At 64.1% G+C, this 24,928-nt stretch carries 22 protein-coding genes; 12 read left to right on the top strand and 10 right to left on the bottom strand.

The annotated features are described in order from the left end of the window. Positions 1 to 69 precede the first annotated feature (69 nt). The gene (locus tag CXR29_RS08745) at positions 70 to 915 is read left to right on the top strand and encodes a ParA family protein (protein WP_025778332.1); all 846 of its coding nucleotides are present in this window, start codon (positions 70 to 72) and stop codon (positions 913 to 915) included. A 198-nt stretch (positions 916 to 1,113) separates the two neighbouring features. Here CXR29_RS08745 and CXR29_RS08740 read toward each other — a convergent pair whose 3' ends face one another. After that, complete coding sequence (locus CXR29_RS08740) at positions 1,114 to 1,695, bottom strand: MerR family transcriptional regulator (RefSeq protein ID WP_101593527.1); 582 nt, start codon at positions 1,693 to 1,695, stop codon at positions 1,114 to 1,116. Positions 1,696 to 1,944: 249 nt separating this feature from the next. Then, on the bottom strand, positions 1,945 to 2,781 hold the full coding sequence (locus CXR29_RS08735; RefSeq protein ID WP_240812062.1) for a lysophospholipid acyltransferase family protein: 837 nt from the start codon (positions 2,779 to 2,781) through the stop codon (positions 1,945 to 1,947). A 105-nt stretch (positions 2,782 to 2,886) separates the two neighbouring features. On the opposite strand from CXR29_RS08735, the gene CXR29_RS08730 reads away from it, so the two are divergent. The 3 genes from CXR29_RS08730 to CXR29_RS08720 are packed head-to-tail and all read left to right on the top strand — an operon-like array spanning position 2,887 to position 5,961. Further along, positions 2,887 to 3,675, top strand: coding sequence for an alpha/beta hydrolase (locus tag CXR29_RS08730; protein ID WP_101555220.1), 789 nt, complete (start codon positions 2,887 to 2,889; stop codon positions 3,673 to 3,675). Between the two features lie 28 nt (positions 3,676 to 3,703). Next, positions 3,704 to 4,156 carry a YiaA/YiaB family inner membrane protein gene (locus tag CXR29_RS08725; RefSeq protein WP_101593529.1) on the top strand — a complete coding sequence of 151 codons (453 nt, stop codon included), beginning with the start codon at positions 3,704 to 3,706 and terminating at the stop codon, positions 4,154 to 4,156. Positions 4,157 to 4,203: 47 nt separating this feature from the next. Then, a complete protein-coding gene (locus tag CXR29_RS08720) occupies positions 4,204 to 5,961 on the top strand; it encodes a DEDD exonuclease domain-containing protein (protein ID WP_127364338.1) in 1,758 nt (585 codons plus the stop codon). On the opposite strand, the gene trpD is transcribed toward CXR29_RS08720, so the two are convergent. Then, a complete protein-coding gene (gene trpD / locus CXR29_RS08715; RefSeq protein WP_101555223.1) occupies positions 5,929 to 7,050 on the bottom strand; it encodes an anthranilate phosphoribosyltransferase in 1,122 nt (373 codons plus the stop codon). The two genes, CXR29_RS08720 and trpD, sit on opposite strands and share 33 nt — an antisense overlap. A gap of 215 nt (positions 7,051 to 7,265) precedes the next feature. Here trpD and ctaE point away from each other — a divergent pair, with 215 nt between their 5' ends. Genes ctaE through qcrB form a run of 4 tightly spaced genes read left to right on the top strand, consistent with a single transcriptional unit; the run spans position 7,266 to position 11,462 of the window. Then, entirely contained in the window at positions 7,266 to 7,904 is a 639-nt protein-coding gene (gene ctaE, locus CXR29_RS08710) for an aa3-type cytochrome oxidase subunit III (protein ID WP_432791662.1), read from the top strand. Between the two features lie 57 nt (positions 7,905 to 7,961). Then, positions 7,962 to 8,747 (top strand): cytochrome bc1 complex diheme cytochrome c subunit, encoded by a 786-nt coding sequence (qcrC, locus tag CXR29_RS08705; protein ID WP_025778324.1) that lies wholly within the window; start codon positions 7,962 to 7,964, stop codon positions 8,745 to 8,747. 49 nt (positions 8,748 to 8,796) lie between these two features. After that, positions 8,797 to 9,840, top strand: a complete 1,044-nt coding sequence (qcrA, locus tag CXR29_RS08700) for a cytochrome bc1 complex Rieske iron-sulfur subunit (RefSeq protein WP_127364337.1) — start codon at positions 8,797 to 8,799, stop codon at positions 9,838 to 9,840. Further along, positions 9,837 to 11,462 (top strand): cytochrome bc1 complex cytochrome b subunit, encoded by a 1,626-nt coding sequence (gene qcrB / locus CXR29_RS08695; protein ID WP_127364336.1) that lies wholly within the window; start codon positions 9,837 to 9,839, stop codon positions 11,460 to 11,462. The genes qcrA and qcrB overlap by 4 nt, the downstream gene beginning before the upstream one ends. 1,175 nt (positions 11,463 to 12,637) lie before the next feature. Here qcrB and CXR29_RS08690 read toward each other — a convergent pair. From CXR29_RS08690 to CXR29_RS08665, 6 genes are all read right to left on the bottom strand, one after another. Beyond that, positions 12,638 to 13,039, bottom strand: a complete 402-nt coding sequence (locus tag CXR29_RS08690) for a cytochrome c oxidase subunit 4 (RefSeq protein WP_127364335.1) — start codon at positions 13,037 to 13,039, stop codon at positions 12,638 to 12,640. After that, the gene (gene ctaD / locus CXR29_RS08685; protein ID WP_101555229.1) at positions 13,036 to 14,733 is read right to left on the bottom strand and encodes an aa3-type cytochrome oxidase subunit I; all 1,698 of its coding nucleotides are present in this window, start codon (positions 14,731 to 14,733) and stop codon (positions 13,036 to 13,038) included. Before ctaD ends, CXR29_RS08690 begins: the two co-directional genes overlap by 4 nt. Then, positions 14,730 to 15,602, bottom strand: a complete 873-nt coding sequence (ctaC, locus tag CXR29_RS08680) for an aa3-type cytochrome oxidase subunit II (RefSeq protein WP_101555230.1) — start codon at positions 15,600 to 15,602, stop codon at positions 14,730 to 14,732. The genes ctaD and ctaC overlap by 4 nt, the downstream gene beginning before the upstream one ends. Before the next feature lie 110 nt (positions 15,603 to 15,712). After that, the gene (gene aat / locus CXR29_RS08675) at positions 15,713 to 16,390 is read right to left on the bottom strand and encodes a leucyl/phenylalanyl-tRNA--protein transferase (RefSeq protein WP_127364334.1); all 678 of its coding nucleotides are present in this window, start codon (positions 16,388 to 16,390) and stop codon (positions 15,713 to 15,715) included. Between the two features lie 29 nt (positions 16,391 to 16,419). Beyond that, positions 16,420 to 16,773, bottom strand: coding sequence for a HesB/IscA family protein (locus CXR29_RS08670; protein ID WP_127364333.1), 354 nt, complete (start codon positions 16,771 to 16,773; stop codon positions 16,420 to 16,422). Positions 16,774 to 16,852: 79 nt separating this feature from the next. Continuing rightward, positions 16,853 to 18,229 (bottom strand): dipeptidase, encoded by a 1,377-nt coding sequence (locus tag CXR29_RS08665; protein ID WP_127364332.1) that lies wholly within the window; start codon positions 18,227 to 18,229, stop codon positions 16,853 to 16,855. 23 nt (positions 18,230 to 18,252) lie between these two features. On the opposite strand from CXR29_RS08665, the gene CXR29_RS08660 reads away from it, so the two are divergent. Further along, a complete protein-coding gene (locus tag CXR29_RS08660; RefSeq protein WP_127364331.1) occupies positions 18,253 to 18,864 on the top strand; it encodes a DUF3043 domain-containing protein in 612 nt (203 codons plus the stop codon). Here the strand turns inward: CXR29_RS08660 and CXR29_RS08655 are convergent. Further along, positions 18,839 to 19,945, bottom strand: coding sequence for a quinone-dependent dihydroorotate dehydrogenase (locus tag CXR29_RS08655; protein WP_101593539.1), 1,107 nt, complete (start codon positions 19,943 to 19,945; stop codon positions 18,839 to 18,841). The two genes, CXR29_RS08660 and CXR29_RS08655, sit on opposite strands and share 26 nt — an antisense overlap. Before the next feature lie 122 nt (positions 19,946 to 20,067). On the opposite strand from CXR29_RS08655, the gene CXR29_RS08650 reads away from it, so the two are divergent. From CXR29_RS08650 to sucB, 3 genes are all read left to right on the top strand, one after another. After that, positions 20,068 to 21,543 (top strand): leucyl aminopeptidase, encoded by a 1,476-nt coding sequence (locus CXR29_RS08650; protein ID WP_101555234.1) that lies wholly within the window; start codon positions 20,068 to 20,070, stop codon positions 21,541 to 21,543. A 153-nt stretch (positions 21,544 to 21,696) separates the two neighbouring features. Continuing rightward, positions 21,697 to 23,085 (top strand): dihydrolipoyl dehydrogenase, encoded by a 1,389-nt coding sequence (lpdA, locus tag CXR29_RS08645; protein WP_101555235.1) that lies wholly within the window; start codon positions 21,697 to 21,699, stop codon positions 23,083 to 23,085. A 21-nt stretch (positions 23,086 to 23,106) separates the two neighbouring features. Then, positions 23,107 to 24,915 (top strand): 2-oxoglutarate dehydrogenase, E2 component, dihydrolipoamide succinyltransferase, encoded by a 1,809-nt coding sequence (sucB, locus tag CXR29_RS08640; RefSeq protein ID WP_127364330.1) that lies wholly within the window; start codon positions 23,107 to 23,109, stop codon positions 24,913 to 24,915. Positions 24,916 to 24,928: the final 13 nt, after the last annotated feature.

Genomic DNA, 24,928 nt, shown 5'->3' with positions numbered 1-24,928 from the left:
TTGGACTGAGACGTGAGTCTCGGCGTGGTCGGCACGGCTCGGCAGCCGCCGATACGTTAACGTAGGAGCGTGCTTGTCCTCAGTATCAGCAGCCTCAAAGGCGGAGTCGGTAAGACATCCGTGACGCTCGGTCTGGCCTCGGCGGCCTACAACAGAGGAATTCCCACTCTGGTCGTCGACATGGACCCGCAGGCGGACTCGTCGACCGGCCTCGATGTGCCGACCTCGACGCGTGTCGACATCGCCGATGTGCTCGCTGCTCCGAAGTCCCAGAAGATCCTGTCCGAGGCGATCATCCCCTCCGGGTGGGTCGGAGACCGGCTCGGCCACCTCGACGTGATCTCCGGTTCTCCGCGCGCTGCGGAATTCGATCGGCCTTCACTGTCCGAGCGCTATCTGCGCCGACTCGAAGACGCCCTGACGCGGATCGCCAAAGGCTACCGGCTCGTCCTCATCGACTGTCCGCCCAGCCTCAACGGCCTGACCCGCACGGCGTGGACGGCGAGCAATCGCGTCGCGGTCGTGACCGAGCCCAGTCTGTTCTCCGTCGCGGCCGCCGATCGGGCCCTGCGCGCGACCGATGAGCTGCGGCAGCGCGGTGCCTCCGACCTGCAGCCTCTCGGACTCGTCGTCAACCGGGTGCGGGCCGGTTCGACCGAACACGACTATCGCATCCAGGAGATGCGTGAGATGTTCGGTCCGCTCGTGCTCAATCCCCCTCTGGCCGAGCGCGCGGTCATGCAGCAGGCTCAGGGTTCGGCGCGACCGATCCACTCCTGGCCCGGCAAACCGGCTGAAGAGGTCGCCGGCTCGTTCGACGCTCTTTTGGAGCGTGCGCTGCGCTCGGAGAACATCCGGGGCCGACGCGGTGCGGCCCCGGCCAAGAACGGCGCTCAGCAGACCGAGAAGAAGTGAACGCTTGAGCCGCTGCTCCCCCAGCAGATCGTCGACTGCCGCCCCGAACCCAGGTTCGCGGCGGCAGTTCTGCAGTTGATGAGAACTCTCAGGTCGCGATCGGAGCGACCGCGTTCGGAACGACCCAGCCAAGAACCGAGACGGCCCGCTCGATCTGAGCGGGCCGCCTCGGTGATGGTGCAGAAACTCTGTCGGCTGTCAGCCGGACTTGCGTGCGCGTCGTGCTGCGAGTTCGTCCATGGCTTCGAGCGCCGCCTCGTCTTCGGGAATGCGTTCGCTCGGGAATTCGGAGAGCGTTCCCTCGACTTCGTTCCAGACGCGCCCCACGGCGATCCCGAAGACACCCTGACCACCCTGGAGGAGGTCGACGACCTCATCGGGTGACGTGCATTCGAAGACGCTCGCGCCGTCGGACATGAGAGTGATCTGGGAAAGATCCTCGACGCCGCGAGAGCGCAGGTGCTCAACCGCCGTGCGGATCGACTGCAGCCCGACGCCGGTGTCGAGGAGTCGCTTGACGATCTTGAGGACGAGGATGTCACGGAAGCTGTAGAGCCGCTGGCTGCCGGATCCGGTCGCATTGCGGATCGACGGGGTCACCAGATCGGTGCGCGCCCAGTAATCGAGACGACGATAGCTGATGCCGACGACCTTGCAGACGGTGGGACCACGGTAGCCGGCCTCTTCATCGAGCACGGGCAGATCATCATCGAACAGCAGGCCCTGGGCCGCTGACGGCATCGGCGTCATGTCGACGCTTTCATGACTTGAGCGGTTCACACCGACTCCTCCTTTAAGTCCCTGGGGGAAGCGAAGGTCGCTTGGAAGGACCGAGAACATAGTCATTCTAGCCCTCTTCCCAGCGAACCTACAGTGGGATTCAACAACTCCAAGTTATTCTGCCGTCCCGGCCAGGACAAACACCCCGAGGTAACAATTTCCGCGTGTCGCTGTTACCGCAGTATTCGAACATGTCACATGGATGTCATTCAGGCGGCTGAGGGTGGGCCGAGGCGAGGAATCAGGGAATCAGGCCGACGGCGACGGCTCGTCGCTGTCGGATTCGGGCGCGCCCCGGCCGGAGGATCCCTGCGTCTTCGCCTCTCCATTGCCTGTCGCGGCATCGCCGTCCTTGGACGCGCCCGTGGCCGCGTCCTTATCGGATTCCGACTTCTTCGGCTTCGCGCTCGTCAGCAGCTTGGTCTTGACCGTCGACGCATAGGTGTCGACGTATTCCTGACCCGACAGGCGCATGATCTCGTACATGATCTCATCGGTGACCGACCGCAGCATGAAACGGTCGACCGGCAGTCCCGCATACTTCGAGAAGTCCATCGGTGTGCCGAAGACGACGCCGACACGCCCGAGCTTGGGGACGAGGCGACCGGCCGGCTGCAGCTTGTCCGTGCCGATGATCGCCACCGGAACCACGGGAGCCCCCGACTCGAGGACGAGGCGTGCGATGCCGGTGCGTCCGCGGTAGAGCTTGCCGTCGGGCGAGCGGGTGCCTTCGGGGTAGATGCCCAGGGAATTGCCTTCGCGGAGGACCTTCAGCCCGGATTCGAGAGAGGCCTGCGATCCCGATCCGCCGCCGCGGTCCATGGGCAGCTGGTTGTTGAGCTTGAAGAACCAGCGCGTCACCGCGCCCTTGATTCCGCGACCGGTGAAGTAGTCCTTCTTCGCCAGGTAGACGACGGGGCGCGGAGCGAGCAGAGGAACGAAGATCGAGTCCATGAAGTGGTTGTGGTTTCCCGCGATGATCGCCGGACCCTCGGCAGGAAGATTGTCCAGGCCGCGCACCCACGGACGGAAGAGAATACGCAGGATGGGTCCGGCGAGAATTCGCTTGAGAAACCAGTAGAACACGCGCACCCTTCCGACTACGACTCTTTGTCGTCCTCGGCAATCATATATCGACACGAACGGTGAACAGCGAAGTCCGCTGCGACACATCCGTGCCATGCTGGGACCATGGAGATCGATTTCACACTCAGAGCGGATCCGACGGCCGCCTACCGCAGCCGCGGCAACGGCTCGTCCACCGCGGTCCTGTTCCTGCACGGACTCACCGGCTCGCCGGTCTCCTGGGTGCCCATCGCCCGTGCGGTCGAGGGTCGGGGCATCGACGTCAGCGTTCCCCTGCTGCCCGGTCACGGCACCTCATGGCAGGACATGGACGCCACCGGGTGGTCCGGCTGGTTCGGCGCGGCGCGCACCGAGCTGGGTCGTCTGCAGGCCGACCATGACAGGGTCATCGTCGCCGGGCTGTCGATGGGCGGGTCCCTGGCATTGGCGCTCGGCGCCGCGGAGGGGCGCCCCGATGAGATCATCGTCGTCAATCCGGCCCTCTTCGTCGACTCCCCCTTCGCTCCCCTGCTGCCGGTCCTCCGGCATGTCGTGCGGACGATTCCGTCGATCGGCGGCGATATCGCCCACCCGGACCGCGACGAGTGCGCTTACGAGCGGACCCCTGTCGCTCCCCTGGCGACGTTCCATCGTGCGCTGAAGACGCTGCGCGACGATCTGTGGAAGGTCGACCGCCCCGTGACCGCAATGATCTCCGGTGAGGACAATGTCGTCGGCCCGCGGACGCTGCGTGTGCTGCGTTCGGACCTTCCGCAGCCGCCGAGGATCGTCGCCCTGCGGCGGTCCCGGCATGTCGCCACCCTCGACTTCGATGCGCACACCATCGCCGAGACGGTCCTGGAGTCAGCTCGCACCGGAGCGGCCGTGCCGTTCCCGTCGGAGACCGGGGAATAGCCGAGCTCACGGAATTGCTGATGCAGATATGAACGACGACGGCAGCGCTTCGACTCCCGACGACGAAGGTCGGGAGGATTGGCGAGGAGACGTTCCCGACCCGGAGAAGATCGGGCACGACCGATCGCGCATCAGCGACGAGGAGTGGGACGACCTCGTCCGGCAGATCGCCGAACCCTCCGCCGCCATGGGCGATATGCCCGCCGAGGATGTTCGCGACGCGCTCGAGGACACCGAGCACTGGGAACCCGAACCGGCGGAGCCCATCGGGTGGCGCACCGCGTCGCCCACTCTCGTGCTGTCCTGGGCCGCCGCCCTCGGAGCAGTCGTGCTCCTGCTCATCGGCGTCATCTTCTTCCGACCGTTGCCGGAATGGTACCTGCTCATCGGACTGGCCGTCGGCATCGGCGGAGCGGTCGGGCTGTTCTTCCACCTGCCGAGCCACCGGTCCGCCGACGACGGCGACGGATCCTCGGTGTGAATGGTGCTGATCGCTTCGCGTCAGCCGCACCTGAGAGACTGAGCGTCATGACCGTCCCCTTCGACCGCGCCCCCGGCGCATTGCACAACTCCCAGCTGTCGTTCGACAGCCTCGGCACTCCTCTGTCCGAGGTCACCTTCGTCATCGTCGACCTCGAGACGACCGGCACCCGGGCGGGGCAGTCGGAGATCACCGAGATCGGTGCGGTCAAGACCCGCGGCGGTGAGGTCATCGGCGAGTTCCAGACGCTGGTCAAGCCGGAACACTCCGTGATCAGCCCCTTCGTCGCCCGGCTCACCGGCATCACCCATGCGATGGTCGATGACGCCCCGCCGATCAGCTCGGTGCTGCCGAGCTTCCTCGAATTCTCCATCGGTGCGGTGCTGGTGGCCCACAACGCTCCCTTCGACATCGGCTTCCTCCGCTCGGCCTGTGAACGTCTCGACTATCACTGGCCGGCTCCGACGGTCCTCGACTCCGTTACGCTGGCCCGCCGCGTCGTCGGTCGTGACGAAGTGCGCAATCACAAGCTCTCGACCCTGGCCGCTCATTTCGGCACCCAGGTCGAACCCGACCACCGTGCGCTCTCCGATGCTCGCGCGACCGGTGAGCTCCTCCACCATCTGTTCGAACGCTTCGGCGGCTACGGTGTGACGACTCTCGAGGAGCTGTCCACCGTCAGGCAGTCGGGGTGGGCGAAGCGTCAGGCCAAATCCCATCTGGCCAAGGGCGTTCCCGCCGAACCCGGCGTGTATATGTTCCTCGACGGCACTCGCCGTGTGCTCTACATCGGCAAGTCCGGGAATATGGCCCGACGGGTCCGCGGGTATTTCAACGCCTCGGAGAACCGCGGACGCATGGCCGAGATGATCACCGCGGCACAGGAGGTCAGCTGCCTGGCCTGCGCGCACGCGCTGGAAGCCGAGGTCCGCGAGATCCGCCTCATCGGCGAGCTGGCGCCTCCGTACAACCGACGATCGAAGAATCCGGACCGCAATTCCTGGATCGTGCTCAGCGATGAGCCCTTCCCGCGATTGTCGGTGGTCCGGGCGAATTCGGCCCTGGAACGCTCCCCCGCGCCGCCGCTGGGACCATTCCGATCGCGGAAGTCCGCACAAGCCGTCAAGGAGCTCCTCGACACCCTCTACCCGGTCAAGAGGTGCACGACGACGATCAGGAAGCGCAGCCTCGGCGAGCATCGTCCGTGCGTGAGCGCCCAGGTCGGTCAGTGCGGCGGCCCATGTGCGGGGATCACGGACGTCGATGACTACCTGAGCTCCATCAGGGAGCTGTTCGAGCTCGTCGCCGGGGATCTGTCGTCTCTGCAGCGATTGGCCGCCGAACGGATGCGGCGACTGGCCGGTGAGGCTCGTTACGAAACGGCGGCCGAGGTCCGTGACGCGCTGCGCACGGCGGTGTCGATCGCTGCTCGGGCCGAGCAGGTGTCGGCTCTGCGCAGGATTCCCGAACTGGTTGCGGCGGCGCCCGGATCCGAGGCCGGCTGGGATCTGGCGATCATCCGGCACGGCAAACTCGCCGGTGCCGGCCATGTGTCGGCCAGACCGGCCATGGCAGATTCGCTGGCGGTGCTGGCCGCGACCGCGGAATGGGTGCCTGCTCCGGGCGCGCTGCCGCAGGAGACGGACTCTCTGCCGGAGGAGACGCGACTGCTGGCCGGCTGGTTGGAGACTGCCGAACTCATCTCCGTGACCCCCACAGACGACCGTGGCTGGTCGCTGCCTCGACAGGGAGCGACCAGCCACGCTCAGTCATCAGGAGCGGTTCGTCTCGGCAACCCGATGTGAGACGTCGATGAGCTGTTGGAGTTTGTCCGCACCGCCGCCGTTGTCGATCGTCTCCACCGCAGTCTCGAGCTTGAGCGCCAGGCGCTCGGTGAACGTGCCCACAGCCGATTCGTCGGCGGCCACGAGAGCCGCCGCGGCATTGATGGCCACGATGTCGCGCACGGCTGATCGCTCACCGTCGAGGACAGCCCGGGTGATGGCGGCATTCTCGTCCGGACCGCCTCCGCGCAGATCGTCCTTCGTCGCCCGCTCGATGCCGAGGTCGAGTGCGTCGAAGGTGGTGTGCTCTATCTCGCCGTGACGGACCTCCCACACATCGTTGACGGCAGTGTTGCTCAGCTCGTCGAGTCCGTCTTGAGACCGGAACACCACGGCCTGGTGACCGCGCTTGGCCAAGGTTCCGACGACGAGCGGGGCCATCTGGGCGTCGGCGACTCCGATGGCCGTATGCCGCGCCCGGGCGGGGTTCGTCAGGGGTCCGAGGATGTTGAACGCTGTGGGAACGTTGATCTGTCGCCGGACTGCCGCGACGAACTGCATCGAGGGATGGAAGACGTTGGCGAAGCAGAAGGCCAGCCCGACCTCTTGGGCGATCTGACCGGTCTGTTCGGGTGTGATGTCGAACCGCACCCCGAGTGCTTCGAGCACATCGGCGGAGCCGGACGCCGAGGACGTCGCACGGTTGCCGTGTTTGACGACGCGCTGCCCGGTCGCGGAGATGATCATGGCCGCGGTCGAGGAGATGTTCGCCGTCTTCGCACGGTCCCCGCCGGTGCCGACGATGTCGACGGAGTCTTCGAGCCCGGGAAGGGGCACAGCGTGGTCCATCATCGCCGCCACCAGCCCGGCGATCTCTTCGACCGTCTCGCCCTTTGTGTGGTGGGCGGCCAAGAATGCGGCCATTGTCACATCGGGGGTCTTGCCCGACATGATCTGGTCCATCGCCCACGCTGCCTGAACTCCGTCGAGGTCCTGCTGATGCATGAGTGCCATCAGCAGGTCGGGCCAGTTCTGAGTGGCTGCCGCGACCTCGCTGCGGGACTCCGACACGTGCGGCGCCGGGGTGGTCAGGGGCGTGGAATCAGTCATCCGTATGAACTCTCACTAGGCGTTCTCACCGTCCCGCAGGAGGGGACGTTCCTTACCTGCGGAATACTATCGCGACTTCGACACGCGGGCAGAAGCTGCCCCCGGAACGAGATTTCGGCACCAGATCGCGGTTTTTGCTACGTCGTGTAGAAATTTCTTTCCCGAAACCTGGGTAAAAGATGAAAACTCACCCCGAGACGGGTAATAATGGGGTTGTGTCAACTGCCACTGCATCTCAAACAGCGCCAGCACATCCGGTTGTCAATCGTCCGAATGTGACCACGGTGGGCTTCATCGTGTTCCTCGCGAGCGACCTGATGTTCTTTGCCGCGCTCTTCGCCATGTACTTCACCATCCGGTCCGTCGTTCCGGAGCTGTGGGAGACGAGGACCGAGATCCTCGACATCCCCTACGCTCTCGGCAACACGTTGATCCTGGTGTCGTCTTCGTTCACCTGCCAGCTCGGTGTGTTCGCAGCCGAGAGGTTCCGCCCCCGGCGGACCGGCTCGTTGTTCAACATCGCCAAATGGGGAATGGTCGAGTGGTTCTACCTCACCTTCGCCCTGGGCGCGATCTTCGTCTCCGGCCAGGTCATGGAGTACGCGACCCTCGTCAGCGAGGGCATCTCGATCAACACCGATGGCTACGGTTCCGTCTTCTACCTGACCACTGGTTTCCACGGCATCCATGTGACCATCGGTCTCATCTGCTTCCTGCTCGTCATCGGACGTGCCTACGGGGCGAAGAAGTTCGGTCACCACGAAGCCACATTCGCAATCTGCGTGTCCTACTACTGGCACTTCGTCGATGTCGTCTGGATCGGTCTGTTCGGCGTCATCTACCTCCTCCAATAGGCGGACTGAGATGCTCGGCCCCCAGGACTCACAACACTTCAAGCAAAGGACGATCAAGTGAAGCTTCTAGCAGATCGCCGCAGACATCCCATGGCGCTGGTCGCGCTGCTTCTGGTGGGACTGCTGCTGACCGGCGGAGCCTATGCACTCTTCACGCAGACTTCGAGCGCCAAGGCGGACACAGCCAGCGCCTCTGACATCGAAGAAGGAAAGAAACTCTTCGCAGCCAACTGCGCCACCTGTCACGGCATGAACGCCGAAGGCTCGAAGGCCGGCCCCGGGCTCATCGGAGTCGGCGCCGCTGCTGTTGACTTCCAGGTCGGCACCGGTCGCATGCCGCTACAGGCCAACGGCCCGCAGGCTCGTGTCAAGGAACCTCAGTTCGATGATGAGCAGACTGCTCAGCTCGCTGCCTATGTTGCTTCGCTCGGCCCAGGACCGGCAATCCCCGAGGACGAGTACCTCGATGCTTCGAAGGGCGACCCCGCTGCCGGCGGCGGTCTGTTCCGCACCAACTGCGCCATGTGCCACAACGTGGTCGGCTCCGGTGGTGCTCTGACCCGCGGCAAGTACGCACCGAACCTGTCCGAGGTCTCCGAGAAGCACCTCTACGAAGCGATGCAGACCGGCCCGCAGAACATGCCGATCTTCAACGACGCGAACCTGACTCCCGACGACAAGCGCGATGTCATCGCCTACGTCAAGGAAGTCTCGGACAATCCCTCCCCCGGCGGATTCAAGCTCGGATCCCTGGGACCAGTGGCTGAGGGTCTGTTCATCTGGTTCTTCGGTCTTGCTGCCGTCATCGGTCTGACAGTGTGGCTGTCTTCGAGGGCCAAGTGAGTCCGACTGTGTCGTTCACCATCAATTACGAGAAAAGACGGGGAATTCAATGACCTCGAAAGAGCACTCCGGCGGCGGCAGCCAGCTCGAGGAGTTGAACGGGTTCACGAACCCAGGTCTGCCCGAGCACAAACCGCGCCTGTCCGACACGGACCCACGCGCCGAGAAAGTCGCCGAACGACAGGTAGCCGCCTGGTTCATCCTCTCGATGATCGGAACCATCTGGTTCATCGTGGCGTACTTCCTGTTCACTCCGGGCGAATCGATGCAGAGCATCCGCCTCCACAACATGTTCGTCGGCCTCGGTGCCGCTGTCGCGATGTTCTCCATCGGCTTCGGCGCTGTGCTCTGGGCCAAGAACCTCATGAGCGACCATGAGGGCATCGACGAACGTCATGACATCGGCGGCAGCGAAGAGGATCAGGCGATCGCGCTCGAGATCCTCCACCAGGCCAAGGAAGAGTCGGGCATCGCCCGTCGTCCCCTGCTTCGCAACACTCTCATCGCCGCACTGGCGATCGCACCGCTGCCTGCAGTCCTCGTCTTCCGCGACCTCGGACCGCTGCCGGGCGACAAGCTGTTCCACACGCTGTGGGAGAAGGGCACTCGCCTCATCCGCGATCCGGGCGGAATCCCCTCGGTGGATTCCGAGCGTCCGATCAAGGCCGACGAGGTCACGATCGGCTCGGCTTACCACGTCCTGCCTTCGGGCATCGGCGATCACGAGGCCAGCGACCACCCGATCAACGAGAAGGCCAAAGCGGCCGTGCTCCTCATGCGCATCGATCCCAAGGAACTCAAAGAGGATCCGGACCGCAAGGACTGGTCACACGACGGAATCGTCGCCTACTCCAAGATCTGCACGCACGTCGGCTGCCCCGTGGCGCTGTACGAGCACCAGACGCATCACCTGCTGTGCCCCTGCCACCAGTCGACCTTCGACGTGACGGAACACTGCAAGGTCATCTTCGGCCCGGCCAAACGACCGCTTCCTCAGCTGCCCATCACCGTGGACAGCGAAGGCTACCTGGTTGCCCAGTCGGACTTCCCTGAGCCTGTCGGACCTACGTTCTGGGAGATCAACCACCCATGAGTACTACACAGCCAACCACCACCATCGGGAAGGCGGCGAACTTCGCCGAAACCCGCGCGGGGGCGTCCGTCCTCGTCCGCGAGTTCGGTCGCAAGATCTTCCCTTCGCACTGGTCGTTCATGCTCGGCGAGGTTGCTCTCTACAGCTTCATCATCGTCGTCCTGTCCGGAACATTCCTCACGTTCTTCTTCCAGCCCGCCATGGGCGAACTGCACTACGACGGACCGTGGCTGCCCCTGCGCGGCGTCGAGATCTCCGAGGCGTACGACTCCACCCTGGCGATCTCGCTGGAGATCCGCGGCGGACTGTTCATCCGACAGATGCACCACTGGGGCGCCCTGCTCTTCGTCGCCGCACTGAGCGTTCACATGCTGCGCGTGTTCTTCACCGGAGCATTCCGCCGCCCTCGTGAACTCAACTGGATCGTCGGCGTTCTGCTCGTCATCATGGGCATGGCCGCCGGCTTCACCGGCTACTCCCTGCCTGACGATCTGCTCTCCGGCAACGGACTGCGAATCATCGACGGCATCCTGAAGTCGCTGCCGCTCGTCGGAACCTACATCTCGTTCTTCCTCTTCGGAGGCGAGTTCCCGGGCATCGACATCGTCGCCCGCCTGTACACACTGCACATCATGATCGTGCCTGCACTGCTCATCGCGCTCATCGGCATCCACCTGATGTTCGTCGTCGTGCACAAGCACACCCAGTACCCGGGTGCCGGCAACACCGAGAAGAACGTCGTCGGAGAACCCGTTCTCCCGACCTTCGCGGCCAAGGGCGGAGGCTTCTTCTTCCTCATCTTCGGACTGCTCTCGCTCATCTCGGCGCTGTTCACGATCAACCCGATCTGGAACTACGGTCCGTACGACCCGTCACCCGTCTCGGCTGGTACACAGCCTGACTGGTACATCGGCTGGGCCGACGGATTCCTCCGCATCGTTCCGGGATGGTTCGAGTTCTACATCTTCGGATGGCCGATCTCGTTCAACATCAACAGTGCCGTGCTCGTCATGGGCGGCGTGTTCGCTGTCATGTTCATCTACCCCTTCTTCGAGGCGTGGCTGCAGAAGGACCATCGGGAACACCACATTCTCGACCGCCCCCGCAACAACCCGACTCGGACGGCCATCGGCGTTGCAGGAGTCATCTTCTACTGCAATATGTGGGCGGCTGCATCGGGTGACATCATCGCCGTGTTCTTCCAGATGTCGCTCAACGACATGATCTACATCTTCCGGTTCCTGTTCTTCTTCGGACCGATCATCGGCTACGTCATCACCAAACGCATGTGCCTGGCACTCCAGCGCAAGGACCGCGAGATCGCTCTGCACGGACGGGAGACGGCTCACATCATCCGTCTGCCCCACGGTGAGTTTCTCGAACGCCACGAGGCTCTTCCCCCGCACAAGCTGTGGAAGATCACCGCGTTCGAATCGCCTGCCTACGTGCCGGCTCAGCCGAATGCCGAGGGCAAGATCACGGGCATGGAGAAGCTGCGTGCGCGACTCTCACGCTTCTTCTTCGAAGATCGTGTGGCTCCGGTGTCGAAGCAGGAACTCGAAGCTTCGCACCACGAGCACGACGCGGTCGAGGGCTCGATCAGCAACCAGCTCGGTCACTGATCGATTCGACCGGCCACAGCCGAGGGGCTCAGCAGTTCAACTGCTGGGCCCCTCGGTCTATTCAACCGAGGTGCTCATCGCCTTAGCATCGACTCAGCGCCACTCCCCCTCGCTGTGCTGCTCGGCCGGCAGCAGTCGACTCTCCCTCAACAGTCAGCATCGGCAAGAGGCGTGCCTCACAGCGTCACCAGAGACATGCTGGCTGAACCCCAGCGGACGACCACTGTTGCAGAGAGTCTCGGCAAGCACCTGCAGTCGTCTCCCGGCGCGAGCGTCGGGCGTACGCTGAAGCAGTCCCCTGGCCGGGGCACCTGTCTGAAGGACGAGTCACCGACTCAGCTCTGGTGGACCAGTCACCGACCCAGCGTTCCTGCACGCACATCCGCAGCGTTCGGAGATCCCGGTTCTGCGACTGCGAAATGACACAGATGACCCAATTGCGGTCGCCCCATCTCCTCGCAGGGTCGCAGCGGCACGCAAAAGCTGCCGGCCGCCGCCATGTCAGGCAAGGCAAAAGGACCCACTTGAACCCGTTCACGGCCGTGTGGAGCCCCCGGTTCGGCCTGTGTTGGGCCCCCCGGGCCCGGCCTGTGTGGAGCCCTGGTCTACGGCCTGTGTGGAGCCCGACAAAAACGCCCGAGGCCAAACCAAGGGGCTCAGACGCTGCCGAGTCGAACCGTGGTGGGCCAACGCGGCGCTTCGATAGCCGTCGATCAACACCGGTATCTGCGCCGTCGATCATCGCTTTTGGTACAAAGCATCGACTTTGAACCCGATGATCCGTCCAAAATGCGATCACTCTGCGTCAGCGATGCTCCCACCGACGAATTCCTGCGCCTGCACCAGTGCAACTACACGCCCCTGAAGTCCCGCACGGCCCAGACCCCGGCCCGGAGCTCCGGGGAAGACAGCGCCTATTCGAAAGTGTGGCGTCTGGTGTCTTCACGGATCTCTGGGAACGGGAACCAGGGCGCCAAAAGCAGCGACCGGGCCGGTATGCAGCGTCCAGGCCGGTAAACAGCGACCGGGGCGCCAAGCAGCGACCAGCTCGCTAAGCAGCGACTGATCGCCAAGCAGCGACCGCGTCGGTGCATCGCAACCGGTCCGGTGAATAGCCCTGTGGCCCGGACTCGAAATGAGTCCGGGCCACAGTGGTGGGCGATCAGATCACCGCATCAGTGGGCGAAGTCGCCGCGATCATGTTCGTAGGTGAGACCGACGAGCGCGACGATGCCGAGCACGACACCGAACGGGACGATCCACCAACCCATGGCGATGCCGTAGAACGCGACGGCAGCTGCAGCAGCAGAGGTGATCGGCCACCAGCTCCACGGGCTGAAGAACCCGTAGTCGGCGTCGGCCTCGGAGATCTCGGCGTCGTCGTTGTCCTGAGGCTGGCGCCCGACGCGACGGTCCGTCAACCAGAGGTAGACACCGATCATCAGGGCCATCAGACCGACGAGGAGCAGCGCCGGGAATCCGACGAGCTCGGTGAAGTCGGTGAAGACGCCGTAGAAGATCCCGACCGCGATGAAGAACAGACCGCAGATGTTGAAGACGTAGATCGATGACTTCATTTGGCGTTGTCTCCTGTGAGCTGGGGTTCTGCATGACCGTGCCCGCTGTACTCAAGCAGCTCGGGGTGGTTGAGGTCGAACGCAGGACGTTCGGAACGGATCCGCGGCAGCGACGTGAAGTTGTGACGCGGGGGCGGACAGGAGGTGGCCCATTCGAGCGATCCTCCGTAGCCCCACGGGTCGTCGACCGTGACCTTCGGTGCGGTGCGGTGGGTGATCCACACGTTCCAGAAGAACGGAACCATGGACAGACCCAGCAGCAGCGAACCGACCGTCGACACCTGGTTCATCCAGGTGAAGCCGTCCTGGGGCAGGTAGTCGGCGTAACGACGCGGCATTCCGTCGACACCCAGCCAGTGCTGAACGAGGAAAGTTCCGTGGAAACCGATGAACAGTATCCAGAAGTGGATGTGTCCGAGCTTCTCGTTGAGCATCTTGCCCGTCCATTTCGGCCACCAGAAGTAGAATCCGGCGAACATCGCGAACACGACTGTACCGAAGATGACGTAGTGGAAGTGAGCGACGACGAAGTAGGTGTCGGAAACGTGCTGGTCGAGTGCGGGGCTGGCCAGGATGACTCCGGTCAGACCACCGAAGAGGAACGTGGCGAGGAAGCCGATCGACCACACGATGGGTGTCTCGAACGTGATCGAGCCTCTCCACATCGTGCCGATCCAGTTGAAGAATTTCACACCTGTCGGAATCGCGATGAGCATCGTCATGAAAGCGAAGAACGGCAGTGCGACGACGCCCGTGACGTACATATGGTGGGCCCACACGGTCACCGACAGAGCAGCGATGGCGACCGTCGCGAAGACGAGCTCCTTGTAGCCGAAGACCGGCTTGCGGCTGAACACCGGGAAGATCTCGGTGACGATTCCGAAGAACGGCAACGCAATGACGTAGACCTCCGGGTGACCGAAGAACCAGAACAGGTGCTGCCAGAGTATGGGTCCGCCGTTGCCCGGACTGAACACATGCGAACCGAGGACACGGTCGGAACCGAGGACCAGCAGCGCAGCAGCCAGCGGCTGGAAGGCCATGAGCACGAGGATGCCGGTGACCAGAACGTTCCAGGTGAAGATCGGCATCCGGAACATGGTCATGCCCGGCGCACGCATGGTGATCACAGTGGTGATGAAGTTGACGGAGCCGAGGATGGTTCCGAAGCCCTGCAGAGCGAGTCCGAGGACCCAGAGGTTTCCACCGGCGCCAGGAGTGAACGTCGTATTGCTCAATGGCGCGTAGGCCGTCCAACCGAAGGATGCCGCACCCTGCGGGGTGAGGAATCCGGAGATGGCCACGAGGCTGCCGAAGAGGTACATCCAGAACGCGAAGGCATTGAGGCGCGGGAACGCCACGTCCGGAGCACCGATCTGCAGCGGCATGATGACGTTGGCGAAGCCGGCGAACAGCGGGGTGGCGAACATCAGCAGCATCAAAGTGCCGTGCATGGTGAACAGCTGGTTGTACTGTTCCTTCGTCTCGATGATCTGCATGCCGGGCTCGAAGAGCTCGAGGCGGATGATGAGCGCCATCACGCCGCCGACGCAGAAGAAGAAGAACGAGCCGATGAGGTACATGTACCCGATCGTCTTGTGGTCCGTCGACGTGATCCAGTCGACGATGATCTTGCCCTTGCTCCGTGGAACTACTGGAGCGTCAAGAGCCGCCTGATCCATCGTGGCGGTCATTTCTCAGCACCTTCTTTCGGGTACCAGTTGCGATCGTACTCCGGTCCCAGCTGGCCTGTGTTGCCCTGATCGGCAAGCGACTGCGTGTAATCCTGGAATTCTTCCTTGGACACGACCTTGACGTTGAACAGCATCTCCGAGTGGTATTCGCCGCACAGCTCGGCACACTTGCCCACGTACTCGCCTTCCTTCTCGGCACGCAGATGCAGGCTCTGGTCATGCCCGGGGATCATGTCGCGCTTCTCGAGGAAGGCGGGGACCCAGAAGGAGTGGATGACGTCACGGGCGTGCAACCGGATCTCCAGGTCGGTGTCGACGGGGAGGTAGAGGACGGGAGCGGTCTTCTCGGGCTCCGGGGTGCCGTCGAGCGCGACCTGAGTCCCGGAGTAGTAGACGTCTTCGGTCTCGTAGTTGAAGTCCCAGGCCCACTGCTTGGCAGCGACCTCGATGACCTGCTCACCGGGGGTCGTGTCGTCAATCGTCTTCTCCATGACCTGGACGTTCTGGAAGAAGAACCCGAGGACGAGGACGACCGGAGTCACGGTGAAGAGGATTTCGATCGGCATGCTGTAGCGCATCTGCACCGGCAGTCCGCGATCGTTCTTGCGGCGGCGGTAGGCGACCATGGCCCACAGGATGAGGCCCCACACGATGAGGCCGACAATGAGAAGGGCGATCCAGCCGCCGTTCCACAGCGCTGTATAGGCATCCGTGTGGTTCGTCGCGCCCTGCGATTCGACGGGAAAAAATCCTGTGGCGATCTGCTCTTTCGTGCAACCCGTTAGCAACGCCGGTATCAACACGGCGCTCAGAATGCCGAGCCGCTTCGCCCAGGACCGCTGCGGTCCTGACTGATTCGGAGAATCCACGTGCAGCCTTTCACAACGTTCTGCGTCTCCAGGTCAGGCCGAGAGACGTGTACTTACTCTGTCAGTCATAAGACTACCGCTACAAGCGGTAGAAATTCACCTGCAGATGTTCATTTGTTGAGAATATCCTGACAGAGACTGCCCGTGAGCGCGGAATCTAGGTGCGCGGAGTACTCGAGGCCGCTGACCTCCGACACGCCGAGGCTCGCGAGATGTGATGTCTGCCACTGGGTGTCGATGAGCCAGTCCCCCTGTCCCGCTTCCTCATCCGCCGAGGTGACCGGACCTGTCCCGGTGACGTCGGCGACGCCGTCGAAAAGCCCGACGAGGTGGGCCAACGCCGCCTTCGATGCATCCCGCTGAGTGTGGAACATCGATTCGCCGGCGAAGAATGAGCCGATGGCGACTCCGTAGAGCCCGCCCACGAGCTCATCGTCCTTCCAGACCTCGACGGAATGGGCCCAGCCGTCCTCGTGGAGACCCGTGTAGAGCTCGATCATCTCCTCGGTGATCCAGCTTCCCGTCCGTCGCGGGTCGGCACAGGAGCGCATGACGTGGATGAATGCGCGGTCGGTGGTGAAGGTGAAGTGCTTCATCGACTTGCGCAGGCTCTTCGTCACGCGCAGGTCACCGGGAAACAGGACACCGCGGCGTCGCGGCGCCCACCATCCCATCCGACCGGCACCGCCGTGGCCGACTCCCATCGGGAAGAGTCCGGCCCGATACGACAAAAGGACCTGGGACTGCGTGGCCGTGAACGACACGGCACGCAGATCTTCCAGGTCCATGAGAAGCGGTCCTCCTCAGCCGAGGCTGATCAGTGGAACGAGTCTCCGCAGGCGCAGGATCCGCCGGCGTTGGGATTGTCGATGGTGAAGCCCTGCTTCTCGATGGTGTCGGAGAAGCCGATGGTCGACCCGCTCAGGTAGGGAACACTCATCCGGTCGACGATGACCTCGACGCCGTCGAAGTCGCGGACGGCGTCCCCGTCGAGGAAGCGCTCATCGAAGTAGAGCTGGTAGATCAGTCCGGAGCATCCGCCGGGCTGGACAGCCACGCGCAGGCGCAGGTCGTCCCGACCTTCCTGCTCCAGCAGGCTGCGGACCTTGTCGGCAGCGGTCGACGACAGCTCCACCTCGTGGGTGGCTTCGGCTTTTTCGGTCACAGTCATGGTTTCTCCTTCTCGCGTTCCTGACCCCAGGCTACACTGCTCACAACATCGGTGCCCGGCAAGCTATTCCCCGTTCGTGTCATCGAATGTCGCCGAGGCGCTGCAGCAGCAGGGCTTCGGCGACGATCGCGGCCTTGAAATCGGGCAGGTAGAGCGATTCGTTGGCGCTGTGTGCCCGGGCGTCGGGGTCCTCGACACCCGTGACGAGGATCGACGCATTGGGGAAGACGTCGAGCAGATCGGCGATGAAGGGGATTGATCCGCCGATGCCCATCGTCACCGACTCGGTTCCCCAAGCATCGGTGAGTGCCTGCCGAGCGGTCTGGACCACAGGATCGCTCTCATCGGCCTGCCAGGGGCTGCCGCCCTCGGTCTCCCCGATGCTCAGCTGCGCGCCGAAAGGCAGATTCACCCGCAGATGCTCTTCGACGGCCCTGACCGCAGAGGCGGGGGTGTCCCCGGGCGCGAGTCGGATCGAGAGCTTGGCCTTGAGCGAGGACTGCAGGGTGTTCGACGAGACCGCCACATCCGGGATGTCGAGGCCGATGACGGTGATCGACGGCTGGGTCCACAGCCGGGAGGCCAGGGTGCCCGTGCCGATGAGATCGGTGTCCGGGAGCACTCCGGAGTCGGTGCGCAGGGTCGCCTCGTCGTAGTCGATGTCGGTCTCCGCGCTCGAATGCAGGCCGGGGACCGCAACGGAGCCGTTGGCATCGTGGAGAGTGGCCAGCAACTTCGTCATCGCGAGCATCGCATCCGGTGCCACTCCCCCGTACATTCCCGAGTGCACGGCGTGGTCGAGAGTGGAGACTTCGAATTCGACGGCGCACATTCCGCGCAGGCTCGTCGTCAGGGCCGGGGTGCCCGCAGCCCAGTTGCCGGAGTCCGCGACGACGATGACATCGGCGCGCAGACGATCCCGGTAGGTCTCGAGGAAGTTGCGGAAGCTCGGGCTGCCGGCCTCTTCCTCGCCTTCGAAGAACAGTGTCACACCCACACCGAGGCGGTCGGCCAACAGCCGCAGAGCCGTGAGATGGACCATGATCCCGGCTTTGTCGTCGGCGGCTCCGCGTCCGAAGAGACGATCGCCCCGGCGAGTGGCGACGAACGGTTCGGTGTCCCAATCGTCGGCGCGTCCGGGCGGCTGCACGTCGTGATGGGCATACAGAAGAACCGTCGGGGCACCCGCGGGGGCCGGCACCGAGGCGACGACTGCCGGGTAGCCCGGCGTTCCGTCGGGCTGATCGGCGCTGAGGATGTCCACGTCGAGGCCGAGCTCGCGCGCCAAGTTCGCGACCGCCTCGGCGCTCGCGGTGACATTCGCGGCGTCGAAGCTCGGCCAGGCGACCGAGGGAATGGCGACGAGATCCGTGAGATTGCCGAGGACCTCCTCGAAAATGGTGTCCAGTTCGGCATGCAATTGTGCACTGTCAAGTGCTGAAGTCGATTCGCTCATTCTCCAAAGGTAGTATTCATCTCGTGTTCGGAAGCAAAAAATCTCGCGCGGAGGACGAAACCTCCGCCTCTCAGCCAGTCCATGACGACCTCTCCGCAGAAGCCGACGCCCGTCGCGAAGCGGAAGCGAAGAAGGGACGGCCCACGCCCAAACGCAGCCAACAGGAGTCTGCACGCCGCCAGCCATTGGTGAACAAGGATCGCAAGGTTGCGAACCGACGAGCCAAGGAGCAGCAGAGGCAGGAGCGTGATCGCGCGCGCATCGGAATGATGAACGGTGAGGAGAAGTATCTCACCCGCCGCGACAAGGGACCTCAGCGCCGGTACATCCGTGACTACATCGATGCCCGCTTCTCGGTCGGGGAGATCTTCATCCCCGCCGCGATCCTCATCCTCGTCATCGCGTTCACGCTGCCGGTGCAGATTCAGCAGTACTTCGCGTATGCCGTCTGGGGCCTCATCGCACTGATCATCCTCGACGGGTTCGTGCTCAACTACATCCTCAAGAACCGACTGCGCAACAAGTTCGGAGAAGTCGAACGGGGAATCACCTTCTATGCGGTCATGCGCAGCATCCAGCTGCGTCCGCTGCGCATGCCCAAACCGCAGGTCAAGCGCCGTCAGTACCCCGAGTGAGCAGTCTGCTCGGCTCGAGGCCGCGGACGATGCGGCCGGGGAAGAACGGACCGGAGTAGATCATCTCCGAATAGACCTGAACCAGATCGGCGCCCGCGGCCAGTCGTGCCCGGGCGTCTTTCGCATCCGCGACTCCCCCGACGGAGATGACGGTGAGCTCATCGCCCACATGCCTCTTCACCAGACGCAGCACCTCGAGTGAGCGTGCGGCCACCGGACGTCCGGAGATGCCGCCGGCCTGACCTTCGGCGAATTCCGCCTCGGCACCGGTCAGCACGGACCGGTCGATCGTCGTATTCGTCGTGATGAGCCCGTCGACGCCGGTGCGCAGGGCGAGGTCGCAGATCTCAGCGACATCCTCATCGGCGAGATCCGGGGCGATCTTGACCAGCAGCGGCACATGACCCAGCGATGAGCGCGGACTGCCCACCACCTCGGCGGCGGTGTCTCGGACGGCGGTGATGATCGGCTCCAGGCTGCCCACGGACTGCAGGTCGCGCAGACCTGGGGTGTTCGGCGAACTGACATTGATCACGAGGTAGTCGGCCAATGGAGCCAGCGCCCGGGTCGAAGCGGCGTAGTCGGACACCGCGTCGGCCGCCTCGACGACCTTCGTCTTGCCGATGTTGATGCCCACGATGGGACGCAGGCGCTGCGGGAGGGATTCGATCTTCGCCCGTTCGGCGGCGATGTTGAACGATGCCTGACGGGCTCCGTCGTTGTTGAACCCCATCCGATTGAGCAGGGCGAGGTTCTGCCGCAGACGGAACAGCCGCGGACGATCATTGCCCGGCTGAGCATGTGCGGTGATCGTTCCCACCTCGATATGGCCGAAGCCCAACGCCGACAGCGCGCGGACTCCCACACCGTTCTTGTCGAAACCGGCGGCCAGGCCGACGCGGTTGGCGAAGGGCAGTCCCATCACCTCGATGGGCCGGACGGTGCCGCGGGCGCAGACGAACCGGAGCAGACGCCCGAGCAGAGGAACGGAGTCCAGGAGCCGCAGAGCGGAGAACGAGAGGTGATGGGCCCGTTCGGCATCCATCGGGACGAAGAGGAGTCTGAAGATCAATGAGTACACGCACTCCAGAATATGTCAGAGTCCCTCACGGCATCAGCAGGCGCGTGCCGCACCGCTTCAGCAAGTCGGCGTGTTAGGCATTAGGATCGAACCAACGTTCGACGACGACTGAAAGGGAACTCATGGCTGGTGCATCCACCCTCAGCAGCTACTCCACGACCTCACCGGCGAAGGCCACCGCCTCCGTACTGGTGCTGGCGGCAGCAGATTCGACGGTCCTCGGGCTCGCAGGCGCGAAGGCGGCAAAGACCGCTCTCGACGACGCCGCGCGGGCCATCGGGTTCAGCGGAAAGGCCGGATCCACCGCTCGGGTTCCCGCTCCGAAGGGTATCGCCGCGGACTCCGTGCTGCTCGTGGGACTCGGCGATTACGATGCCGACGACTCCGATGTCGCCGCCACGGCCGAATCGCTGCGCCGAGGCGCGGGTGCCGCACTGCGCGCGCTGGATGGAGCCGAGTCGATCGCGCTGGCCCTGCCCGCCGCCACTCCGGCCGAAGTCGAAGCGGTCACAGTCGGCGCCGGACTCGGCGCCTACCGCTTCCTCGACTACCGCAGCGAAGACAGGACGCCGGGAGTCATCACCGTCATCGGCCCGAAGGGCAAGACCTTCGCGGCGGCCCATGGCGCCGGCGAAGTCATCGCCGCAGCGACGAACAGGGCACGCGACCTCGTCAACACTCCCCCGCTGGATCTCTACCCCGAGTCCTACGCAGAGATCGTCAAGGACCAGGCCAAGGACCGCAAGCTCAAGGTCACCGTCCTCGGTGAGAAGGAACTCAGGGCCGGAGGCTACGGCGGAATCATCGGCGTCGGCCAGGGTTCGACCCGCGGGCCTCGACTCGTCAAGGTCGAATACGCCCCGCGTGGGGCGAAGCGCCATCTCAGCTTCGTCGGCAAGGGCATCACCTTCGACTCCGGTGGAATCTCGCTCAAGCCCGCGAAGAGCATGGAGGACATGAAGTCCGATATGGCCGGTTCCGCGGCCGTCGTGCAGGCGCTCTTCGGCATCGCCGACCTCAAACTGCCCGTGCGGGTCACCGCGTGGCTGCCGCTGGCCGAGAACATGCCCGGATCCTCGGCGCAGCGTCCCAGCGATGTGCTGAAGATGCGCAGCGGCAAGACCGTCGAGGTCACGAACACCGATGCCGAGGGCCGACTCGTCCTCGCCGATGCACTCACCGACGCCGGGGAGGAGAACCCGGACCTGCTCATCGACGTGGCCACCCTCACCGGTGCGCAGATCGTCGCACTCGGCGAACGCACCTCCGGCGTCATGGGCTCCGAAACCGCACGGGCGGAGGTCATCGCCTCGGCGTCCGTGGCCGGTGAGCAGATGTGGGCGATGCCGATCCCCGAGGAGATGCTCTCCGGGTTCGACTCCACCGCCGCCGATCTCACGAACTCCGGACCGCGCCCCGGCGGCATGCTCGCCGCAGCCGCGTTCCTGCGGGAGTTCGTCGGTGAGGATGCGAACTGGGCGCATATCGATATCGCCGGACCGAGCTTCAACGGGTCCGCACCCTTCGGCTACACGCCGAAGGCCGCAACCGGAGCCGCGGTGCGCACCCTCATCGAAATCGCGAAGGCACAGGCCTGAGCACAATGGTTCTACACGCTGTCGAGGGCAACGTGATGATGCCCACCTGTGTCCAATCAGACAGCGTTTTTCTTCGCCCCGGCAAAGAAAAGTGGAAAGATATGACTGAAAGCTGCGTACTGCAGGCTTATTCACAGCTACGAGGAGAAATCCGTGAGTGACGAATTGACCTACGACCTTGTCGTTCTGGGCGGCGGAACCGGTGGCTATGCCGCTGCTCTGCGAGCCGCGGAGCTCGACATGAAGGTCGCTTTGATCGAACGCGACAAGGTGGGAGGCACCTGCCTGCACCGCGGCTGCGTGCCGACGAAGGCTCTTCTGCACGCCGCAGAAGTCGCCGACTCCGCCAAGCACTCCGAGACCTTCGGCATCGAAGCCGAGTTCAAGGGGATCGACATCGCCAAGGTGCTCGAGTACAAAGACGGCGTCATCACCCGCAACTACAAGGGTCTGCAGGGTCTGGTCAAGGCTCGCGGAATCGACACGTACTTCGGCACCGGCAAGCTCGTCGGCAAGGACACCGTCGAGGTTACCGGCGAAGACGGCAGCCACACCGTCAAGGGAACGAATGTTCTGCTCTCGACCGGTTCGACGTCGAAGACCATCGGACTCGAGATCACCGACCGCGTGATCACGAGCACCGAGGCGCTCGAACTCGACAAGGTCCCGAACTCCGCCATCGTGCTCGGCGGCGGCGTCATCGGCGTCGAGTTCGCCAGCGTCTGGAACTCCTTCGGAGCCGACGTCACAATCGTCGAAGGACTCAAGCACCTCGTCGCCAACGAGGACGAGACCATCTCGAAGAACCTCGAGCGCGCCTTCAAGAAGCGCAAGATCAAGTTCAAGCTCGGAGTCATGTTCAAGGGCGTCGAAGAGACCGCTGACGGTGTCAAGGTCACCCTCGAAGACGGTTCGACGCTCGAAGCCGAGTACCTCCTCGTGGCCGTCGGCCGCGGTCCGGTCACCGAGGGCTTCGGCTTCGAAGAGCAGGGCATCCCGATGGATCGCGGATTCGTCCTGGCCAACGAACGTCTCCACACCGGCGTCGGGAACATCTACGCCTGCGGCGATATCGTCCCCGGACTCCAACTGGCCCACCGTGCCTTCGGCCAGGGCATCTTCATCGCCGAGGAGATCGCCGGACTCAACCCGGCACCGGTCGTCGAATCCGGCATCCCCCGCGTGACCTACTGCGAACCCGAGATCTTCTCCGTCGGGCTCTCGTCGGCTCAGGCCGAAGAGAAGTACGGCAAGGATCAGGTCGAAGCCCTCGAGTACAACCTCGGCGGCAACGGCAAGTCCGTGATCCTGAATACGACAGGTCTGATCAAGGTCATCCGGGAAAAGGACGGTCCGGTCGTGGGCGTGCACGGCATCGGCGCGCGCCTGTCCGAGCAGGCCGGTGAAGCTCAGCTCATCGTCAATTGGGAAGCATTCCCCGAGGAAGTCGCGCAGCTCATCCACGCGCACCCCACGCAGAACGAAGCACTCGGCGAGGCCCACCTGGCTCTGGCCGGCAAACCCCTGCACTTCCACTCATAAGATCCGAGGAGACGAATACTCATGTCGAATTCCGTTCAGATGCCGGCTCTCGGAGAGTCGGTCACCGAGGGCACTGTCACTCGCTGGCTCAAGGAAGTGGGCGAAGAGGTCGAGGTAGACGAGCCGTTGCTCGAGGTGTCGACCGACAAGGTCGACACGGAGATCCCCAGCCCGTATGCCGGCACCCTCGAGAAGATCCTCGCCGAAGAAGATGACGTGGTCGAGGTCGGCGGCGACCTCGCCTATATCGGCGACGGCGGCGGCGCGTCCTCCGACGAGGAAGCACCGGCCGAGGAACCCGCCGAGGAGCCTGCTGAGGCACCTGCCGAAGAAGCCCCTGCTGAAGAGGCTCCCGCTGACGAAGCACCGGCAGCCGATGAGGCACCGGCGGCGGAATCCGCTCCTGCCGCTTCTGATTCCGGTTCCTCCGAAGGCACCGAGATCACGATGCCCGCGCTCGGCGAGTCCGTCACCGAAGGCACTGTGACCCGTTGGCTCAAGGAAGTCGGCGAAGAGGTCGAGGTCGACGAACCTCTGCTCGAGGTCTCCACCGACAAGGTCGACACCGAGGTCCCCTCCCCCGTCGCCGGAGTCGTCCAGGCTCACCTCGCGGACGAGGACGACACCGTCGAGGTCGGCGCGCCTCTGGCTCGCATCGGTTCCGGTGCCCCGTCCGAATCCGCGCCGGCCGAGGAAGCCCCCAAGGACGAAGCTCCCGCCGAGGCTGCCCCGAAGCAGGAAGCCCCCAAGGAGGAGGCCCCGAAGCAGGAGTCGGCTCCCAAGCCGGCCGCAGCCGCATCGGCGCAGTCGGCTTCCGCCGCTCAGGCCGAAGAGCCTGTCGACGCCGCGGCTCAGGCCCCTGCCGCCGCCGACACCGTGGGCGAGAACGCCGCCTACGTCACACCGCTCGTGCGCCGCCTGGCCCGCGAGAAGGGTGTCGACCTCTCGCAGGTCACCGGCACCGGAGTGGGCGGACGCATCCGCAAGCAGGATGTCGAGGCGGCCGCGAAGAGCGCTCCCGCCGCGGCCCCCGCTGCACAGTCCGGCGCACCGGCCGCCGCGTCCAAGGCTCCGTTCAAGGTCGAGATCCCCGAGGAGGTCGCGAAGCTGCGCGGCACCACGGAGAAGGCTTCGCGCATCCGCCAGACCATCGCCAAGCGCATGAGCGAGTCCCTCGATGTCTCTGCTCAGCTCACGCAGGTCATCGAAGTGGATATGTCTCGCGTCGTGAAGCTGCGCAAGGCCAACAAGGAGGCATTCCAGGCCAAGCACGGTTCGAAGCTGACCTATCTGCCGTTCTTCGCGAAGGCCATCGTCGAGGCGCTTCAGGTGCACCCGAAGGTCAACGCGCAGTACGATCTCGAGTCGCAGCAGATCACCTACTTCGATCACGAGCACCTGGCCGTCGCGGTCGACACTCCGCGCGGACTGCTCGTTCCCGTGATCAAGGATGCCGGTGACCTCAGCGTGGCGGGCCTGTCCAAGGCCATCGACGATGTCGCTGACCGGACCCGCAACAACAAGATCATGCCGGATGAGCTCTCGGGCGGAACGTTCACGGTGACCAACATCGGTTCCGTCGGCGCGCTGTTCGACACGCCGATCATCAACCAGCCGCAGATGGGCATCATCGGCACGGGTGCGATCGTGCGTCGCCCCATCGCCGTGAAGACGGCCGACGGCGACGAGGCAATCGCCATCCGTGACATGGTGTACCTGCCGTTGACCTACAACCACCAGCTGGTCGACGGTGCGGATGCGGGACGTTTCCTGCAGACGATCAAGGCACGTCTGGAAGAAGGCAATTTCGAGGCCGATCTCGACCTCTGAACCTGACTCTTCC

It is taken from the genome of Brevibacterium linens, assembly GCF_003999335.1.
Lineage (GTDB): Bacteria > Actinomycetota > Actinomycetes > Actinomycetales > Brevibacteriaceae > Brevibacterium > Brevibacterium linens.
Note: the sequence above shows the minus strand (reverse complement) of the source record. Positions and strands in the feature narration are given on the sequence as shown.

Coding starts and splice junctions, on each gene's coding strand:
- ctaD (WP_101555229.1), bottom strand. CDS start 14,733: ATGACCGCCACGATGGATCAGGCGGCTCTTGACGCTCCAGTAGTTCCA.
- CXR29_RS08730 (WP_101555220.1), top strand. CDS start 2,887: ATGGAGATCGATTTCACACTCAGAGCGGATCCGACGGCCGCCTACCGC.
- sucB (WP_127364330.1), top strand. CDS start 23,107: ATGTCGAATTCCGTTCAGATGCCGGCTCTCGGAGAGTCGGTCACCGAG.
- CXR29_RS08650 (WP_101555234.1), top strand. CDS start 20,068: ATGGCTGGTGCATCCACCCTCAGCAGCTACTCCACGACCTCACCGGCG.
- qcrA (WP_127364337.1), top strand. CDS start 8,797: ATGACCTCGAAAGAGCACTCCGGCGGCGGCAGCCAGCTCGAGGAGTTG.
- CXR29_RS08665 (WP_127364332.1), bottom strand. CDS start 18,229: ATGAGCGAATCGACTTCAGCACTTGACAGTGCACAATTGCATGCCGAA.
- aat (WP_127364334.1), bottom strand. CDS start 16,390: ATGGACCTGGAAGATCTGCGTGCCGTGTCGTTCACGGCCACGCAGTCC.
- CXR29_RS08720 (WP_127364338.1), top strand. CDS start 4,204: ATGACCGTCCCCTTCGACCGCGCCCCCGGCGCATTGCACAACTCCCAG.
- qcrB (WP_127364336.1), top strand. CDS start 9,837: ATGAGTACTACACAGCCAACCACCACCATCGGGAAGGCGGCGAACTTC.
- CXR29_RS08725 (WP_101593529.1), top strand. CDS start 3,704: ATGAACGACGACGGCAGCGCTTCGACTCCCGACGACGAAGGTCGGGAG.
- trpD (WP_101555223.1), bottom strand. CDS start 7,050: ATGACTGATTCCACGCCCCTGACCACCCCGGCGCCGCACGTGTCGGAG.
- CXR29_RS08690 (WP_127364335.1), bottom strand. CDS start 13,039: ATGAAGTCATCGATCTACGTCTTCAACATCTGCGGTCTGTTCTTCATC.
- CXR29_RS08670 (WP_127364333.1), bottom strand. CDS start 16,773: ATGACTGTGACCGAAAAAGCCGAAGCCACCCACGAGGTGGAGCTGTCG.